An 18,365-nucleotide genomic window follows, 5' to 3' on the forward strand; every position below is an offset into this window, starting at 1 on the left:
TTAACTTCCAATAAAATTTTTTATTAAACTTTCTATTTCTTTTTTTGCTTCGTTCAGATCGCTGTTAATGACGATTTTATCAAATTCCTTCGCGTAAGACATTTCTTCTTCTGCTTTTGCCACACGCGTTTTGATGGTTTCTGCATCATCTGTGTTCCTTGAGATCAATCTTCGTTCCAGTTCTTCAATGGAAGGCGGTTCAATGAAAATCGACAAAGCCTGTTCTCCGAAATATTTCTTTAAGGAAATTCCGCCTTTTACATCGACATCAAAAATAACCACTTTTCCTTCGTTCCAGATTTTTTCTACTTCGGATTTTAATGTTCCGTAGTATTTGTCGGTATAAACCTCTTCAAATTCTACAAAAGCATTTTCAGCAATCTTCTGTCTGAATTCATCGGGCGTTAAAAAATGATAATCCACTGCATGAACTTCACTGCCTCTCGGCTGTCTTGTTGTACATGAAATCGAAAATTTCAGTTCATTAAAAACCTCCAGAGAATGCTTTACCAATGTTGTTTTTCCGCTTCCTGACGGTGCAGAAAATATGATAACTTTATTATTCAAAGTTTTTAGTTTAAAGTTAAAATCTATTATTCAAAATTATTTTGCTTATCCAAAGTTTTTAACGTTGAATTTTAAGCATTAAACGTTGAATTTAAAGCACATTTAACGTTTGTTCTTTAATCTTCTCTAGATCATCCTTCATCATGACTACCAGTTTCTGAATTTCCGAATGATTGGCTTTGGAACCTAATGTGTTGATTTCTCGACCGATTTCCTGAGAAATAAATCCAAGTTTTTTCCCGTTGAAATCTTCATTGTCCATTACTTCCTTATAATATTTCAAATGTTGGGAAAGTCTTACTTTTTCTTCCGAAATATCCAGTTTTTCTGTAAAATAAGCCATTTCCTGATAGAAACGGGTTTCATCTACATTCTCAAACTCTTTTAAAGTTTTTTGATAACGCTCCTTCACGGCAGAAATTCTGTCTTCTTCGAACGGAATAACTTCACCTAAGTATTTATCAATATTCTGAATATTTCTTTCAAGTTCTTCATGCAAAATTTTACCTTCCGTTCTTCTGAATTCTTCAAAACGATCCACGGCAGCATTTACAATTTTTGCCAAAGCTTCCCATTCTCCTTCAGATAATTCGTCAGGTCTTGAAGTAATCGCATCCGGAAGCCTTACCGCCATTTTCAGATATTCGAAATCAGGTCCGTCTGAAGCGATGTTTTTCAGCTCCTTCATGTAAGAATCAATTAAACTTTTATTAATTTTTACATCGTTGGACTCTTCAAGATTTTCTATATTGATGTAGCAGTCTACTTTTCCACGGATTATTCTATCGTTCAGAATTTTTCTTACCTCAAATTCCTTCTCTTTATATCTCAAAGGAATTTTGATATTTAAATCGAAGCTCTTGCTATTCAGGGATTTAATATCGATGGTAATTTTTTTGCCTTCAAAAACGTCTTCGGCTCTACCAAAGCCGGTCATTGATAAAATCATAGTTTTTTATTGTCTTACAAAGATAAACATTTAAGTCTATAGTTTTGCTAATGTTGAAAGCTGGAAGAGGGAAGAAGGAAGCGGGAAGATTGTTGTGGATATTATTGAATACCGATTTTAACTTCCATCTTCGTTCTTCTAATCTTCCAGAAAGTAAGTCTTTAGTAGTAGGAAAGTTTATTTGGAACATTAAGATTTAATTTAAGGAGTTTAGGATATTAAGGTGAGCTCTGCTTTAAGTCATAATATTTTCTAAAAATCTATTTGATTCTTAATTGTACTTAACTCCTTAAATTAAATGGTTTCTTTTAGAATAAAAAGTTCATGCAATCATTTTGTAAATTTTTAACTTACCTAAGAAACATGGAAATATATTGTCTTTTTTTTCGGTAAAACAGAATTCACTCATTTTCGTAAATTAGCGCGGTGAAAAAGAAAAATTTAATTTCTGTTGTAGGACCCACCGGAATTGGTAAAACAAGACTGGCAATTGATGTGGCAAAACATTTCAGCACAGAGATTGTTTCGTGTGACTCGAGACAGTTTTTCAGGGAAATGAAAATCGGAACGGCTTCACCGTCTGCTGAAGAACTTGCCGAAGCACCTCATCATTTTATCGGAAGCCTTTCCGTTGAAGAATATTATTCGATCGGGCAATATGAAGAAGATGCCTTAAAAAAAATCAGTGAACTTTTCGAAAAACATGATACCGTCATTTTAGTTGGTGGAAGCATGATGTATGAAAAAGCGGTGATTGAAGGGTTGAATGATTTGCCTGAAGCGGATGAAAACAATCAGAAAAAATTACAGGAAATTTTCGAAAATGAAGGAATCGAAAAACTTCAGGAAATTCTGAAAGAGCTTGATCCCGAATATTTTGCCATAGTAGATTTTCACAATCACAGAAGACTTTTACGGGCTATCGATGTTATTTGGCAGACGAATAAAAAATATTCTGAACAAATAGCTGTTTCACAGGATTCCAGAGATTTTAAAACCATCCGTATCGGAATTGAAGCGCCGAGAGAAGAGTTGTACGACCGGATTAACAGGAGAGTGGATATGATGATGGAAAAAGGCTTGCTGGAAGAAGCAAAAAGTATTGAGAAATTTAAACATCTCACCGCTTTAAATACGGTTGGCTATTCCGAATTATTTAAATATTTTGATGGAGAATGGGATCTTGATTTTGCCGTTTCCGAAATTAAAAAAAACAGCCGGAGGTACGCAAAACGTCAATTGACTTGGTACAGAAAAGCGGATGATATTCATTATTTGCAGTTGGGATATTCACAGGAGGATTTTGAGGGGTTGATTGAATATATTAATAAAGAGGCTTTGAAATAAATTTTTTGAAATGACACACTGTACTATTTTAGAACAAAACCTATTTGACATATTGTTTTTTGTGCAGGCACATTGCTTTCATGTGTTTGAAGGTCAAATTTTGATAGTTCAGGAATATTATCAAGTGCAATTTTAATTGTTTTAAATAATAGTAATTTTCCAAGTCCTCTTCCTCTATGTGTTTCTTTTACATACATATGAAATATATGATAAGGACCTCCTTTTTTGTACCCCCACGAATTTAATTTTCCAATTATTTTTCTATCTTCATTAAAGATTAATACATCAAAATAAAATTTGTCTTCTGTTCTTAAATTATATTGTTGTCTGATATTTTCAACTGAAATTTTTGATACTTCACCTAGCCGTAATAAACCAAGTGTATTATTCTCTGCTTCAATACAAAATTTAATATAGTCATTAATTATCTCCTCAGAAATTTGGTGATGAATTTCAATATATAAATCCTTATTTTTAGATTCAAATTCAAACAATATTTTTTCTAAAAATCTAATGTCTATATTTTGTTTTAAAAGTGTATATTCTTTTGATATTTCAGGCATAACTTATTAGATTTGAATTATTTTAACTTCATAAATGCCGCATTTTGCAGATTTACCATTGATGGTTAAAATCCCATCATTATTAACTGAGTAATCTTGCCAATTGGGACTGAAATCCATATGAACTATATTTGAGTTAAGTATATTGCCATCATCGATTGAAATTTCTCCATATTCACTTGTGGTTAATCGAACGGTAACTTCTAAAGTTTCTTTTAGTGATTGTCCTTTAAAATTGTAAATAATAAGACCCGTAAAAGTTTCATTGCCATTTTTAAGTTGGTGTTGTCCAGATAATTTTTGTCTAAAATTCGAAAATACGACTAAGTTTTGATTCATGTTATTAATTTTTTTATAAGATACAAAAATAATCTTTATGTTAAATTAAAACAAAAAATGCAGCCCCGAAAGACCGCATTATTAACAATATAATTTAAATTTACTACTTCCAACCGCCACCTAAAGCCCGGTACAAATCTACAATACTGCTCAATCTCTGTCTTTTTACGGACGCAAGATTCAGTTCTGCCTGCAGAGAATTTCCCTGAGCTGTTATCACTTCTAAATAATTTGCCATTCCGCCTTTGTACAGCATTTCGGCACTTTTGATTCCGTTTTTTAAGGTTGCTACCTGTTCCGTTGCTTTTTCTTCCTGAACTTTTAAACTCTCATTGGAAACCAAAGCATCAGAAACTTCTCCTACCGCATTTAAAACTGACTGACGGAACGCCAATACGTTTTTCTCTCTCTGGATTTTAGCAACATTTAAATCCGTTTTCAATTGTCTTTTCTGGAAAATCGGCTGAGTCAATCCTCCTAAAACAGACCCGAACAATGAAGCAGGAATCTGAAACCAGTTATCAATTTTAAATGAATTGACTCCACCGTTTGCCGTAATTTTCAATGAAGGGTACATGTTTGCCTGCGCAATTCCTATCATAGAATTGGATTCCAGCAAAACAAGTTCCTGTTGACGGACATCGGGACGACGACTCACCATTGCTGCGGGAAGTCCTGCCGAAATATCCTTAGGCAAAGAAGTTTCAGACATTTCAATCGTTCTACTGATTTTTCCCGGATTTTCACCCACCAAAATACTCAATGCATTTTCCTGAATGGCAATATTTTGCTCCAATTGTGTGATCAAAAGTTCAGTCGATTGTTTCTGAGCCGTTGCCTGTTGAACTCCCAGAGAAGTGGTGTCACCGCTTTGCCATAATTTTTCTGTAAGAGAAAGCGTACGGTTGCTGAGTTCCAGATTAGATTGGGCAATCTGCAATTGTTTGTCCAGCATCAACAGATTGTAATATCCCTGTGCAATAGCTGCAACAACCTGTGTCTGAATGGCTTTTGTTGCTTCGTAAGTCTGCAGATACTGCATTTTTGAAACTTCCTGCTGATTTTTAATTTTGCCCCAAATATCTGCTTCCCAAGACAAATTGAATGCTGCATTGTAATCTTCAACATAGCTTTTTCCTAAGAATAGGTTCAAACTTTGTCCGTTCATGCTGTTTTTGGAAGGCTTGGAAATCTGTGTGGAAACTCCGAAACCAACATCAGGATACTGAAGATACTTTGCCTGTTTCAGTTTTTCCTGTGAAGAAGCAACCTGTTTTAAAGCAATCTGTAAGTCATAGTTGTTTTTAATTCCTTTTTCGATTAAATTTTGCAGCATCGGATCGCTGAAAAACTGTCTCCATTCCAGATTCGCAACACTTGCTGTATCTGCTGTTGCGGTATATTTAAAAGTTTCGGGAAGCTCCAGTTCAGGCTCCTTGTATGCCAGTTTCGACACACAGGAGACTGAAACCAAAGCCAGTCCAAAAGTGATGATGATATTTTTTATTCTTTTCATAAAGGTTTAAATTTTTAATGGATTACAAAACTTTGAGAAATTGTTTCAAAGCAGTTTTTTCTACTTTTTGTTTTGAAATTTTTTAACGCAAAGGAAAATTTTTGATGTAAAATATTTAAGAGAGCAAAGATTTAATCAATAAAATTGATTTTAAGAAGCGAACTTTAATCATCCAGCTTCATCAGCGACTTGTCGCTTTCTTTGCTCCTTTAAAAATATTCGCAATTAATAATAAATCTTTGCGTTTAAATTCCTGTTTGAAAATCTCAAAGTTTTGTCAATCATATATTAGTGAGCTGCTGCTAAAAGTTCTGCCTCCAGTTTCTGTCTTTGAAGTCTTTTCTTTTTTCTGCTCGGCATTTTTTCATGTAAATACTGGAAAATCACAAACATCACAGGAATAATGAATACTCCGAATACAACTCCTGTCAACATTCCACCCACAGTACTCATCCCGATTGAATGATTTCCTTTTGCAGAGGCTCCCTGAGTCCAAACTAACGGAAGCATCCCGATGATGAAGGCAAACGAGGTCATTAAGATCGGTCTCAAGCGTAATCTCGAAGCCTGAAGTGCAGATTCTAATAAAGATCTTCCTGCATTTCTTCGCTGTACGGCAAATTCTACAATAAGAATGGCATTTTTCGCCAATAATCCGACCAGCATGATCAATCCGACCTGAACGTAAATGTTGTTATCAATTCCAGCCAGCCCTGTGAAAGCAAATACTCCGAAAATACCAGTAGGAATCGTTAAAATAACGGCAAACGGAAGAATATAACTTTCGTACTGCGCTGCCAATAAGAAATAGACAAACAAAATACTCAGCATAAAGATAAATGCAGTCTGTCCGCTTGTTTTAATCTCTTCACGGGTGATTCCCGTCCATTCGTAACCATAACCTCTCGGAAGTGATTTCTGTGCTACTTCTTCCACTGCTTTAATCGCATCTCCGGTACTGTAACCCGGCTTCGGTGTTCCGTTAATTGTAACGGCATTGAATAAATTGTTTCTGGTCACCGTTTCAGGTCCAAAACTTCTTTTTAAAGTCACCAATGTTTTTACAGGAACCATTTCGCCGGATTTATTTTTAACATAAATTCCCTCCAAAGAATTCGCATCCGTACGGTAAGGAATATCTGCCTGAGCCATTACTCTGTAGTATTTTCCGAATCGGTTGAAATCTGAAACAAAGCTGCTTCCGTAATAGATCTGCATCGTCTGCATCAATTCTGTAATTGAAACGCCTAACTGATTGGCTTTATCATTATCAACCTCAATTGTGAATTGAGGATTTCCTGCTGCATACGTTGTAAAAGCAAATGCAATTTCCGGACGCTTCATTAATTCTCCGATGAAAGCCTGAGTGTTGGTTCCTAATTGTTCCAAAGAGCCGTTCGTTCTGTCCTGAAGCATAAATTCAAAACCGGAAACGTTACCAAATCCCTGAACGGTTGGGAAGTTGAAGAAGAATGCACTGGCATCTTTTACCTGCGAAACTTTCCCCGTTAATCCTGCTGCAATCTGATCCGGATCACTGATTTCACCTCGCTGATCATGGTCTTTTAATTTAATAAAACCTGCGGAATACGGAGAGGCATTCGCGTTACTGATGAAATTCAGACCGTCTGCAACCCAGAGATTTTTTTTCGCTTTTTCACCGTTGATGATTTTATCAATCTGCTCTGTTGCGTTATGTGTTCTGTCTAATGAACTTCCCGGAGGAGTATTCACGGCATACAAAATGAAACCCTGATCTTCAGTAGGAATAAATCCTGACGGTGCTTTTTTAATTAAGAAAACACTTGCAGCAGTCAGTAAAATCAGTCCTCCAACGGCAACCCATTTGTTTTTAATTAAAAATTTAAGACTGTAAATATATTTCTTCGTTAAATTATTAAAGCTTGTATTAAAAGCATTGAAAAATCTCGCTCCGAAACCTGTTTTTTTTCCATGTTCACCGTGTTCTCCCTGAGGATCATTTAATAATAAAGCACAAAGAGCCGGACTTAATGTTAAGGCATTCACCGCAGAAATCATAATGGCAATTGCCAGTGTAAAGGCAAACTGTCTGTAGAAAACTCCTGCAGGTCCCTGCATGAAACCAACCGGAATAAATACGGCACACATCACCAGAGTAATGGAAATAATCGCTCCGGAAATTTCACTCATCGAACTTGTGGTGGCTTGTTCCACAGGCATTCCGGTATGTTCCATTTTGGAGTGAATCGCTTCTACCACAACAATTGCATCATCCACTACAATACCAATCGCGAGTACCAAGGCAAACAAAGTCAGCATATTGATACTGAAACCAAATAACTGTAAGAAAAAGAATGTACCGATAATCGCAACCGGAACGGCAATGGCAGGAATTAAAGTAGATCTGAAATCCTGAAGGAAAATATACACTACAATAAATACCAGGATAAATGCAATCACTAAAGTTTCAACAACCTGATGAATAGACGCGTCTAGGAAATCTTTAGAATTATACATGATGATCGGTTCCACTCCTTTTGGAAGCGTGGTTTTGAACTGATCTACCTGTTTTTCAATTTCCGTTAAGATCTCGTTGGCGTTGGAACCGGCAGTCTGCATAATCGCAAATCCGGCTACCGGTTTCCCGTCCACTCTGTTAGCTGCTGTATAGGTATAAGATCCGAATTCTACTCTTGCTACATCTTTTAATCTTAAAAATGAACCGTCTGTATTGGCTTTAATAGCAATGTTTTCGTAGTCTTCGTTCTTGTTTAATTTCCCTTTATACTTTAAAATATATTCATAAGTTTCCTTGCTTCCCTGTCCCAAACGACCGGGAGCGGCTTCTAAATTGTGATCTTTCACTGCATTCAGAACTTCCTGAGGCGAAAGTCCGTTTGCGGCTAATCTGTCCGGTTTCAGCCAGAGTCTCATAGAATAATCTCTCGTTCCGAAAACCTGCGCCTGAGCAACGCCGGGAATACGCTGAATCTGCGGAATGATATTAATTTTCAGATAATTCTGTAAAAAAAGTTCGTCGTATTGTTTAGGATCGTTACTGGATAACCCCATGAACATGATCATACTGTTTTGTACTTTCTGCGTAGAAACTCCCGCCTGAACAACTTCCTGCGGAAGCTGGCTCATCGCTTTCGATACACGGTTTTGTACATTTACCGCCGCATTATCTGCATCAGAACCCTGCTTGAAGAAAACATTCAGCGTCATCGTACCGTCGTTACTGGAGTTGGAAGTCATGTATGTCATATTTTCGACCCCGTTCACAGCTTCTTCGATAGGCGTGGCTACAGAGCGCGCAACAACCTCCGCATTGGCTCCCGGATAAAAAGCCGTTACCTGAACGCTCGGCGGAGCAATATCCGGAAAGAGGGCAATGGGTAAATTAAAGAGGGAGAGCGCCCCCAATAATAAAAGTATTATGGAGATCACGGTAGAGAGTACCGGTCTTTCTATAAATTGTTTTAACATAAGAAGTTTATTTTTTAATGTGGTTTAAACTTTTTAGCTTTAAATTTTTAACACTTAAATAGCTTTTAGTTTAATTAAAAACTTTGCATGAAGTTCACTTTAGCTGAAAATCAAAGATTTTCAAAACCTTATGTGTACTTATTGAGCGATTGCTTTTTAACTTACAATAACTTAAGTGCTTAAAAACTTTTGTGGTTAAAGAAGTTTAAACGGTTATAATGGTTTTGCTTTCAGTAAGCTGTCGGATGAAATCGCTTTCGGCTTGATAGAAGCACCATCTTTTAACATTCCGATTCCTGTGAATACAATCTTTTCTCCCGGCTGTATTCCTTCGGAAATAAAATAATAGTTTTCAGTTTTTCCTGAGATTTTTACAGGCTTACCGGTTACTTTCTGGTCTTTACCAACTACATAAACATAAGTTTTATCCTGAATCTCAAACGTAGATTCCTGAGGAATAATGACAGCATTCGATATCAATTGAGGCATACGAACTCTGCCTGTATTTCCGGTTCTCAACGTTCCGTTGGTATTTGGGAAAACCGCACGAACACTGATTGCTCCTGTAGATTTGTCAAACTGTCCGTCTACGATGCTCATTTTTCCTTTTTGCGGATAAATGCTGTTGTCTGCAATCACCAACTCTACCATGGGCATATTTTTCAGCTTTTCTTCTAAACTTGCGCCTTCATATTTATTCTGAAAAGCGATAAAATCCAGTTCGCTTAAAGAAAAGTAGGCGTAAATCTCACTGATGTCTGATAATAAAGTCAAGGGATTCACATCTGTTCTGGAGATCAGACTTCCTTTTTTGTGAGGAATTCTTCCAATGTATCCGCTTACCGGAGCTGTAATCGTTGTAAATCCGATATTGATTTTTGCTCCTCCAACTGATGCTTTTGCCTGTGAAGCGGCGGCAAGTGCGGCTGCATAATTTGCTTTTGCAGTTCTCAATTGTACCTCAGATACGACTTTTGCAGCAACCAAAGGCTCTAATCTGTCAACCTCCACTTTTGCTTTCTGGATATTGGCATTGGCAACCTGTAAATTGGCATTTGCCATATTCATCTGCTCTCCGTAAGCTCTGGAATCTATTTTAAATAATGGCTGTCCGGCTCTTACATAAGCGCCCTCTTCCACATAGATTTTATCTAAATATCCGTCGACCTGAGACCGGATTTCCACGTTATTTTTTCCTTCCAAAGCAGCCGGAAATTCCTGATAGGTTGTTGCCGGTGATGAAATAACGGTGTAAACAGGAAGTTCAGGAGCGGGTGGTGCAGCGTTGGCTCCTTCTGCAGCCTTTGTGCAGTTTTGTAAAAGAATAATACTTGAGATCAGTGCAATGAGTCTTATTTTTCCAAATATTTTCATTTTGAGTTTAAATTTTTAATGAAATGTTAAATTAAGTAGTGATGTTTTTAATTTGAATTATGTTATTTTTTCTAACGGTGTTAATTTTTAGTTTAAAAAAAATTTCAAAATTCTTAATGTGATTTTAGATCGTTGTTTCCATGAGAAGAACTTTTTAATGTTGGTTAGATATGATTTAGATGAGGTGTGAAGTGTGTTACTTTTGCTAACGGTGTTAATTATTCAGGACAAAAAATGATTATCAATTCATTGGTTACATTCTACATGATTGTTTTTTTAATTTTAAATTCGGTTTAAATGAATACTTTATATTAATTGATGTTAATATTCCTAACGGTGTTAATTTTTAATTCAAAAAAATTTACAAAGACTTAATGAAAGCAGAAACTGTTTCATCAAGAGTCGTTTTGTTCATCGTAGAAGGAATATCGTCATTACGCATCATCATGATCGAAATCAAGCCATGTACTGCTGAAAACAGGGCGTGCGACATGTGACAGGCATTATCCGGATTGGATCCGTTTTTCTTAATAATCTCGTACGTACACTCGTAAAGCATATTCTGGAAAGAAGAAAATTCTTCCTTCATCATTCCTTTTCCGCTGCACTGCATTCCCAATCCGAACATTAGCTGATAATACTCTTTGTTTTTAAATGCGAACTTCCAGTAAGCATCCACAATAGCTTTCAGTTGTTCGTCCGGAGCTTCATATTCTCTCTGGGCTTTCAGCAACTCTATGTGTAAACAGTTGAAACCATTCAGCGAAATTTCATACAAAATAGCTTCTTTGTTTTCAAAATAATCATAAACTACCGGTGCACTGTATTCTATGGCATCGGCAATTTTTCTCATGGAAAGGGATGCCCATCCTTCGGTTTTAGCCAAAGAAAACGCAGCATCCAGAATACTGGCGCGTATATTTTCTTTTTCTCTTTGCCGACGTTCGTGCAGACCCATGATTTTTAATTACTAACAGTGTTAGCAAAACTACAAACTTTTGAGGATAACTTCCAAACAAATTTTACGCTTTAACTTTTAAAGTAAGGCTTTGAAGATGTTTGTAATTTGGCTTGGATGCCGGAAGGATGGGAGCTGGAAGTACTTTTAATATGTTGATTTTTTTATTATTGTAAAAATTAATAGAGTTTATAGTCCCACTCAATCGAGTGTAATTTCTGAGACTTCCATCTTCCCGTATCCATCCTCCATACTATAATAATCAAGAAATTCTATATCTTTGTAACCAAATAAAAAAGTTATGAATACTCCTTCAAATATGATTGAATTGGGCACAAAAGCTCCTTTTTTTGAGCTTCCGAACCCGTCAAAAAGTAACGAAATTCAGTCTTTGGATGATCTGAAAGGCGAAAAAGGAACTTTGGTGATCTTTATGTGCAACCACTGTCCGTTTGTTCTTCATGTAATTGATAAATTAACCGAACTGTATGAAGATTACAACGAAAGAGGAATTGAATTTATCGCCATCAATTCGAATGATGTGGAAAAATATCCCGCAGATTCTCCTGAAAAAATGATTGAATTCCAAATTGAAAGAAAGTTTGATTTCCCTTATTTATACGACGAAAGTCAGGCAATCGCAAAAGCGTATGATGCAGCCTGCACACCGGATTTCTTTTTCTTTGATGAAAAACTGGATCTGATCTACAGAGGACAGATGGACGATTCCAGACCGGGAAATCACAAAGAAGTAACAGGAGAAGATCTGATTATTGCTTTCGAAAATCTTTTGTTGGGAGAACCGCAGGAAGAAATTCAGAAACCAAGCATGGGATGCAATATCAAGTGGAAGTAATTTTTGGTTGATTGTGGCAGGTTGTCAGTTGATGGCTTTGCAATTCAAATATAAAAAAGCTGTTCAAAAAGAACAGCTTTTTTTATTTTGTATTAATTTGAAAATGAGTTATTTAAGTTCAGATAAAAAAGTTATCCACAATTTTATCCACAGAGTTATCCACAATTTATTTTGCTAAAAACTGGCTTTTATTTTTACTTCTTCCTCTACCTTTAAATCTACATTCACTCTGTTCTGTAGAAAATTTTTCATGAATTCTGAAGGTGTTTTTCCGGTATATTTTTTAAACATTCTGTTGAAATACGTTACGTTATTAAAACCACAGCTATAGCTGCATTCTGAAATACTTTTATCCTGTGCCATCAGTAAACAGGCTTTATTGATGCGGTACCGGTTCACAAATTCGGTGAAGGTAATCTGGGTTGCTTTTTTGAAAAAATTACAAAATGCGGGTAAAGTGAGATTGGCAAGTTTGGCAACATCTTCAATGTCAATTTCTTTATCATAATGATGTTCCACGTAAGTGAAAATATTTTCCAGTCTTGTTTTGTTTTTGGAAATAATCGTGTAAGGCATAATTTCCTTGTTCAGAAGTTCGTAATCATCACATTTTGAAAGCTCAAAAAGAATTTCCAGCAATAAAAGATATCTTTTGTAGCCTTCAGATTTCAACATCAGCTTTAGTTTCGGAAGCATATTGATGTGAACCTCATCATGAAAATGAATTCCGTATTTTGACAGCTCCAGAAGATTTTTAATGGATCTTGCTTCAACTTCCTGTTGCGGAAACTGCAGGATTTCTTCCTTAAACTGTAAAACAATTTCTTCATGCGGATCGATAGAATTCAGTCCAAAACCGGAGTGAGGAATATTGGAGCCAATTAACACCAGATCTCCGTTCGTATAATTGCTTTTATGATAACCAACGTGGCGCGTTCCGCTCCCGGAAACCACACACACAAGTTCAATTTCGGGATGATAATGATATTCCCATTTGAATTCTGAAATGGGAGAATTGTTGTGGATCGTGCGAAAAGAGCTCTTTTCATCGGGGATTACGCGTTCAAAAGTGACTTTCATTTAGTTAATCATAATTTGTTTCCTAAAATAATAATTATATTAATATGGTTCAAATATTCATTTATAATGTTAAATTAACGTTAAGGCAAATGCTTATATCTTAGCCCACAAGAAATTATATGAATGAAAAATTTCAATATTAAGGCGGTTTTATTTTTAAATTATTTCGTTTTTGCGATTCTCCTGAATTCTGTAGGAACGGTGATTTTACAGATGCAGCAAAACTTCGGGATCTCCAAATCTTCAGCCAGCGTTCTGGAGGGTTTTAAAGATCTGCCGATTGCGATCTGCTCATTCATTCTGGCTTCGTTCTTACCCAAAATAGGAATCAAAAGATCGATGCTGATCGCCTTGCTTTTGGTGAGCTGCATGTGTTTCGTAATGCCTTTTGCCAATGCGTTTTGGTTTTTCAAATTATTGTTTACGATTGTCGGGGTTTCTTTTGCGTTAATTAAAATTTCCGTTTTCACTTCTATTGGTTTGGTAACGGATTCAGATAAGGAGCATTCAAGTTTTATGGGTTATCTGGAAGGTTTTTTTATGATCGGCGTATTAATGGGAAATGTTTTATTCAGCTTATTCATAGATGACCATAATCCGAGATCAACCCATTGGCTGAATGTGTATTGGTTTTTGGGAGGGATTTCCACACTTTCATTTTTGTTTTTATTCTTCACAAAATTAGACGAGCATGAAGCGAGAAGCGAAAAAACGGACTTGCTTGGAGATCTAAAAAACAGTGTGAGTTTATTCAGTTATAAAAAAGTCCTGTTCTTTTTACTGTGCGCTTTCCTTTTTGTTTTGGTAGAGCAGAGTTTCCAGACTTGGACGCCGACTTTTTACAAGGAAATTTTAAAAGTTCCGACTTCCATGAGTATTCAGGCGGGAGCGGTTTTGGCGGGAGCTTTCGCACTGGGAAGATTTCTTTCGGGATTCTTCTCTAAAAAGTTCAGCTGGATTTATGTGGTTTCGTTTTGCGTGGTAGGTTTTGCCATAAGTATCTTATTGGTTCTGCCATTAACTCACAATATTAGTATTGATGCGGGAACAACCTGGTTAAATGCTCCGTTGGTTGTTTACTTATTTCCTTTGATGGGCGGTCTTTTGGCTCCGATTTATCCAAGTATCAACTCTGTAATTTTAGCCTCGATTCCCAAATATTTACACAGCGCAATGTCGGGTTTAATTGTGGTTTTCTCTGCAATCGGAGGAACCATCGGATCGATTATTACAGGTTTTGTGTTTCAGGAATTCAGCGGACAGCAGGCATTTTACCTTTCGTTAATACCGCTTTCCCTGTTGATTGTTTCAGCAGTTATTATGAATAAATTAAAAATAAATCCTAAAAAATAAAATGAAGAAGCAGTTATATATATATGAAATTCAGGCTCTTTTTGATGATGTGCAGAGATCAGAGGTTTTTGAAGATCAGAAGATGATGACGGATGCGGTTCCCTTGTTTCCGGTCGAAGAAATTAATGCAAAATATGAAGAAGGGAAACAGTCGGAAGATTTTAATCTGAAAGAATTTGTCCTGTCAAATTTCGATTTTTTAGGAGCTAAAATTTCGATTCAGAGGGAAAATCATCTCCCGATTGAAGAACATATTGAAAAATTATGGGATGAACTGACAAGAACATCTTATGAGGAAAAAGGAACGTTGCTGAAACTTCCAAAACCGTATGTGGTTCCGGGAGGTCGCTTCAATGAATTTTTCTACTGGGACAGTTATTACATCATGTTGGGACTTCAGATTTCCGGAAGAGTGGAAATGATGGAAAATATTATTGAAAACTGTTCTTATCTCATTCAGAATGTGGGATTTGTACCGAATGCAAGCAGAACTCATTTCTTAAGTCGTTCTCAGCCGCCCTATTTCTCGTTGATGCTGGATCTGCTTTTTGAAACAACGAAAGACGAAAATATTTACATCAAATATCACAATACTTTAGAAAAAGAATATGCTTTCTGGATGAATGGAACAGAAGAACTGGAAAATGGTTCGGCGGTAAACAGAGTAGTGAAAACAATTCACGGAGATGTATTGAACAGGTATTATGATGCTGAAAACATCCCGCGCCCTGAAAGTTATTTAATTGATATTGAAGACAGTGAAAATGCAGGAGAAGAATTTTACAGAAACATCAGAAGCGCCTGTGAATCGGGTTGGGATTTTTCCAGCAGATGGTTTGCAGACGGGGAACATATACAGACTATTGAAACGCTGAATCTTGCTGAAGTTGATCTGAACTGCCTTTTATGGCATTTGGAAGAAACATTGGCAAAATCTTCATCGCTTCAAAAATTAAATGAAAGAAAAATTGATTATTCTGAAAGGGCAGCAAAGCGAAGACAAATGATAGATCAGTATTTCTGGGACCAAACTTCCGGAACATACAAAGACTATCATACTCAAAAAAACACAAACACACCGTCTGAACATATTGCTGCTCTTTATCCTTTGTTCCTGAAAATCGCCAGTGAAGATCAGGCAAAAGCTGTTGCGAAAAATATTGAAGAAAAATTTCTGTATCAGGGAGGTTTAGTAACGACGACTCAAAACACAGGTCAGCAATGGGATTTTCCAAACGCCTGGGCGCCGTATCAATGGCTGGGTTATCAGTCGATGAAAAACTACGGATTTGATGATCTTGCTGAAAAAATTAAAAACAACTGGTGTAGCAACGTGGAAAGGGTATATAAAAACACCGGAAAACTGATGGAAAAATACAATGCTTTAGACATAGAAACCGTTGCAGGAGGCGGAGAATATCCCAATCAGGATGGTTTCGGATGGACAAACGGAGTGTATCTCAAATTAAAAAAGAATTAACAAACAAATAAAAATCAAATAAGGCTATGAAAAAAAGATCGATGTTTTTACTTGCCGGTATCGCAACCTTGTATTACAATAATGCATACGCTCAGGAAACTCCTAAGGATTCCACAAGATCGGCTTCCATCGAACAGGTGGTTATTACGGGTAACTCTAACCCAAAAAAGAAAATAGAATCGAGTACGGCGATTTCTACTTTTACAGCAAAAGAAATTCAGAAACAAAACCCGATCAGTGCGGCAGCTTTACTACAGCGTGTTCCCGGTTTTGCGGTAGAAACTTCCGGTGGTGAAGTAGGAAACAACCTTTTCGCAAGAGGTATTCCTTCTGCGGGAGCGTATGAATTTGTACAGGTTCAGGAAGACGGTCTTCCGGTGTTCGAAGATGGAGCATTACAGTTTGCCAATGCAGATAATTTCTTCCGTGTAGACAATTCGGTAAGCAGATTAGAAGCTTTGAGAGGAGGTTCAGGTTCTATTTTTGCGAACAATTCTCCGGGAGGTTTAATTAACTTTATTACCAAAGAAGGAGGGAACGATTTCAGAGGAACGGCAAAACTGGAAACCAGTACTTATGGATTAATGCGTACTGATGTAAACGTAGGAGGAGCTTTGGTTCAGGACAAATTATTCTTCAATGTAGGAGGTTTTTACAGAACAGATGACGGAATCAGAAAGACAGGTTTTAAAGCCAATCAGGGCGGACAGATCAGAATGAATCTGAAATATGTTTTCGATAAAGGCTATGCTAAAATCTATTACAAAAAACTGGATGACAGAAATACATTCTTCCTTCCGATTCCTTTGGTACAGAACGGAAATGATCTGAAAGAATTTTCCGGTTTTGATGCTAATTACGGTACCTATAGCTACAGAAACATCAGTCAGTTGAACATTCCACAAGTAGGCGGAGGGTTTTTCAGCAGAAATTTAGAGGACGGAATTCATCCGAAAGTTGATGTTTTAGGTGCAGAATTTAAGTATGATCTGGGTAATAATTTCTCTGTTTTAAACAAGACAAGATATACCAATATCAATATGAATTATACGGGAATTTTCCCTGCAGGCGGACCTCAAAGCGCGGCTGATTTCGCCAAAGGAGCAGGAATTGCAGGAAATACATTCCAATATTCAATGGTAAGCAACGGAGCAGTGGTAAATCCGGGCTACGTTCAGAAATTAGGTTTCTGGGCAATCGATAAGCAGATGAATAATTTCGTCAACGATTTGCAGTTCAATTATAAATTCGATAAAGGAAATGTAACGGCAGGTTTCTACAAATCTAACTGGAAGTCTCATCAATACTGGAACTGGAGCAATATTTTAACAACGGCTACCGATAAACCGGAATTGCTGAATTTGGTAGATACTTCATTAACGCCAAACAGTGTAGGTTATTCTAAAACATACAATGGGGTTACCAATATGTCGTTCCTGTTGAGAGATTCTCAGATCCAGGGAAGTCTGAATGATCTTTATCTGAATTTAGACTATAATATTACCGATGATCTGAGTTTTAACGGAGGAATTCGTTACAGCCACGATTTCTACAAGGGTTACGGTGTGAACACAACGAGCGGAAATCTTAACAATTCCGGATTGACTACTGACGGAACGCACAGTTTTGCAACAACCACTGCGGACGAAAATATGTCTGTTTTAGGCAATAAATACACTTACTGGAATTTCGATGTAAACAAAGTTTCTTTCACAACGGCGCTGAATTATAAAATCAATAAAGAAAATGCAGTGTATGCACGTTTCTCTAATGGTTTCAGATCTCCGAATGAGGAAGCGTACTACAACAATATGAATAATTTATCTGTTGTAAAGCCGGTAACAACCAATCAGTTGGAAGTGGGGTATAAATACTATTCAAGAACGTTTGATGTGGCTGTAATTCCGTTCTATTCTACATTGAAAAATCTTTCATTTACGGATGTGTATTCAGACGGAAGCTCAGAGAACAAATTTGCAAATACATCAAACTTAGGGGTTGAGTTTGAAGGATACGCAAGATTATTCAATAATGTGTTTGAAGTAACGTTCAACGGAACGATCCAAAATCCGAGATATAAGGATTTCACAGGAAGAAATGCAGACGGAACAACATTCAGTTACAATGATAATACGGTAAGAAGAATGCCGAAATTCTACTTCAATATTTCTCCTGCGGTAAATCTTACCAAAGAATGGAGAGCTTATGTAAGCATGAATTATTACGGAAAACGTTTTCAGGATGAGAAAAATGCGCAGACTCTGCCTTCTTTCTCAGAATTTGGAGCTGGAACTTCTTATCAGTTAGGCAAAATCCGTTTTGCGGTAGACGGAACCAATATCTTTAATACTATCGGTATTACAGAAGGTGATCCAAGAGCCGGATCTCCATCGGGAGACGGAATTATTATGGCAAGACCAATTATGGGTGCTGCGGTAAGAGCTTCTATTACGCTGGATTTCTAAAATTACTTTCTTCATACAATTGATAAACCGTCAGGATTTTTCTGACG

At 36.7% G+C, this 18,365-nt stretch carries 15 protein-coding genes; 5 read left to right on the plus strand and 10 right to left on the minus strand.

The genetic code is table 11. The features are described from left to right. The 3 genes from gmk to WFH39_RS02035 form a co-directional block, all read right to left on the minus strand. Positions 1–567 (minus strand): guanylate kinase, encoded by a 567-nt coding sequence (gene gmk, locus WFH39_RS02025; RefSeq protein ID WP_214590819.1) that lies wholly within the window; start codon positions 565–567, stop codon positions 1–3. Between the two features lie 91 nt (positions 568–658). Then, positions 659–1,516: a YicC family protein gene (locus WFH39_RS02030; RefSeq protein WP_302715958.1), complete on the minus strand. Its 858-nt coding sequence runs from the start codon at positions 1,514–1,516 to the stop codon at positions 659–661. Then, a complete protein-coding gene (locus WFH39_RS02035; RefSeq protein WP_336688604.1) occupies positions 1,488–1,706 on the minus strand; it encodes a hypothetical protein in 219 nt (72 codons plus the stop codon). Before WFH39_RS02035 ends, WFH39_RS02030 begins: the two co-directional genes overlap by 29 nt. Before the next feature lie 236 nt (positions 1,707–1,942). Here WFH39_RS02035 and miaA point away from each other — a divergent pair, with 236 nt between their 5' ends. Then, positions 1,943–2,863 (plus strand): tRNA (adenosine(37)-N6)-dimethylallyltransferase MiaA, encoded by a 921-nt coding sequence (gene miaA, locus WFH39_RS02040; protein WP_336688605.1) that lies wholly within the window; start codon positions 1,943–1,945, stop codon positions 2,861–2,863. Positions 2,864–2,886: 23 nt separating this feature from the next. On the opposite strand, the gene WFH39_RS02045 is transcribed toward miaA, so the two are convergent. The 6 genes from WFH39_RS02045 to WFH39_RS02070 all read right to left on the minus strand — a co-directional run bounded on the left by WFH39_RS02045 (position 2,887) and on the right by WFH39_RS02070 (position 11,084). Beyond that, complete coding sequence (locus tag WFH39_RS02045; protein WP_336688606.1) at positions 2,887–3,426, minus strand: GNAT family N-acetyltransferase; 540 nt, start codon at positions 3,424–3,426, stop codon at positions 2,887–2,889. A 6-nt stretch (positions 3,427–3,432) separates the two neighbouring features. Beyond that, complete coding sequence (locus tag WFH39_RS02050) at positions 3,433–3,765, minus strand: hypothetical protein (RefSeq protein ID WP_336688607.1); 333 nt, start codon at positions 3,763–3,765, stop codon at positions 3,433–3,435. Positions 3,766–3,868: 103 nt separating this feature from the next. Continuing rightward, entirely contained in the window at positions 3,869–5,281 is a 1,413-nt protein-coding gene (locus tag WFH39_RS02055; protein ID WP_336688608.1) for an efflux transporter outer membrane subunit, read from the minus strand. Between the two features lie 288 nt (positions 5,282–5,569). After that, positions 5,570–8,752 carry an efflux RND transporter permease subunit gene (locus tag WFH39_RS02060; protein ID WP_336688609.1) on the minus strand — a complete coding sequence of 1,061 codons (3,183 nt, stop codon included), beginning with the start codon at positions 8,750–8,752 and terminating at the stop codon, positions 5,570–5,572. 213 nt (positions 8,753–8,965) lie between these two features. Beyond that, complete coding sequence (locus WFH39_RS02065) at positions 8,966–10,126, minus strand: efflux RND transporter periplasmic adaptor subunit (RefSeq protein WP_336688610.1); 1,161 nt, start codon at positions 10,124–10,126, stop codon at positions 8,966–8,968. 361 nt (positions 10,127–10,487) lie between these two features. Beyond that, positions 10,488–11,084 (minus strand): TetR/AcrR family transcriptional regulator, encoded by a 597-nt coding sequence (locus tag WFH39_RS02070; protein WP_076390885.1) that lies wholly within the window; start codon positions 11,082–11,084, stop codon positions 10,488–10,490. Positions 11,085–11,385: 301 nt separating this feature from the next. Between WFH39_RS02070 and WFH39_RS02075 the strand changes: the two genes are divergently transcribed. Beyond that, positions 11,386–11,940, plus strand: a complete 555-nt coding sequence (locus tag WFH39_RS02075) for a thioredoxin family protein (RefSeq protein WP_076390886.1) — start codon at positions 11,386–11,388, stop codon at positions 11,938–11,940. A gap of 174 nt (positions 11,941–12,114) precedes the next feature. Here the strand turns inward: WFH39_RS02075 and WFH39_RS02080 are convergent, their stop codons facing one another. Further along, entirely contained in the window at positions 12,115–13,020 is a 906-nt protein-coding gene (locus tag WFH39_RS02080; RefSeq protein WP_336688611.1) for an AraC family transcriptional regulator, read from the minus strand. 123 nt (positions 13,021–13,143) lie between these two features. Between WFH39_RS02080 and WFH39_RS02085 the strand changes: the two genes are divergently transcribed. The 3 genes from WFH39_RS02085 to WFH39_RS02095 are packed head-to-tail and all read left to right on the plus strand — an operon-like array spanning position 13,144 to position 18,318. After that, positions 13,144–14,373 carry an MFS transporter gene (locus tag WFH39_RS02085; RefSeq protein WP_336688612.1) on the plus strand — a complete coding sequence of 410 codons (1,230 nt, stop codon included), beginning with the start codon at positions 13,144–13,146 and terminating at the stop codon, positions 14,371–14,373. Position 14,374: 1 nt separating this feature from the next. Next, entirely contained in the window at positions 14,375–15,853 is a 1,479-nt protein-coding gene (locus WFH39_RS02090) for a trehalase family glycosidase (protein WP_336688613.1), read from the plus strand. Between the two features lie 26 nt (positions 15,854–15,879). Beyond that, entirely contained in the window at positions 15,880–18,318 is a 2,439-nt protein-coding gene (locus tag WFH39_RS02095) for a TonB-dependent receptor (RefSeq protein WP_336688614.1), read from the plus strand. Positions 18,319–18,365: the final 47 nt, after the last annotated feature.

Origin of the sequence: Chryseobacterium sp. MMO-72, from assembly GCF_037146035.1 — a bacterium.
GTDB classification, from domain to species: domain Bacteria; phylum Bacteroidota; class Bacteroidia; order Flavobacteriales; family Weeksellaceae; genus Chryseobacterium; species Chryseobacterium indicum.